Here is a 369-nt window from a genome sequence, read left to right on the forward strand (position 1 = left end):
TCCTTCTTTCCCTCCTCCCCCCTTTCTTTTCCCCCCCTTCTCTTCCTCCTTCTCCCTCTCCCCTTTCCCCTTTCTTTCCCTTTCCTTTTCCCCCCTTCTTCTTTCTTTCCTTCTTTTCTCTCCCCTCTCCCCCTCCCCTTTTCTTCCTTCCCCCCTTCCCCCCCTCTCTTCTCCCTCCCTCCCTCCTTCCCCTCTTTCTTCTCTTCCCTTTTCTCCTTTCCCTTTCTTCCCCTTTTTTTCTCCCTCTCCCTTTCCTCCCTCCCCCTCCCTCTTTCCCTCTTCCCTTCCCTTTTCCCTCTCCTTTTCCTTCCCTCCCTCTTTCTCTTCTTTCCTTCCCCCTCCTTCCCTCCCTTTTTCCCTCCTCCCCCC

1 protein-coding gene is annotated in these 369 nt (G+C 55.0%); it reads right to left on the reverse strand.

What is annotated here, in order from left to right; genetic code table 11:
* A partial coding sequence (locus tag KH400_RS30130; RefSeq protein WP_217228409.1) for a hypothetical protein occupies window positions 1-369 on the reverse strand: 369 nt, incomplete at both ends.

It is taken from the genome of Desertibacillus haloalkaliphilus (assembly GCF_019039105.1).
Classification (GTDB): domain Bacteria; phylum Bacillota; class Bacilli; order Bacillales; family KJ1-10-99; genus Desertibacillus; species Desertibacillus haloalkaliphilus.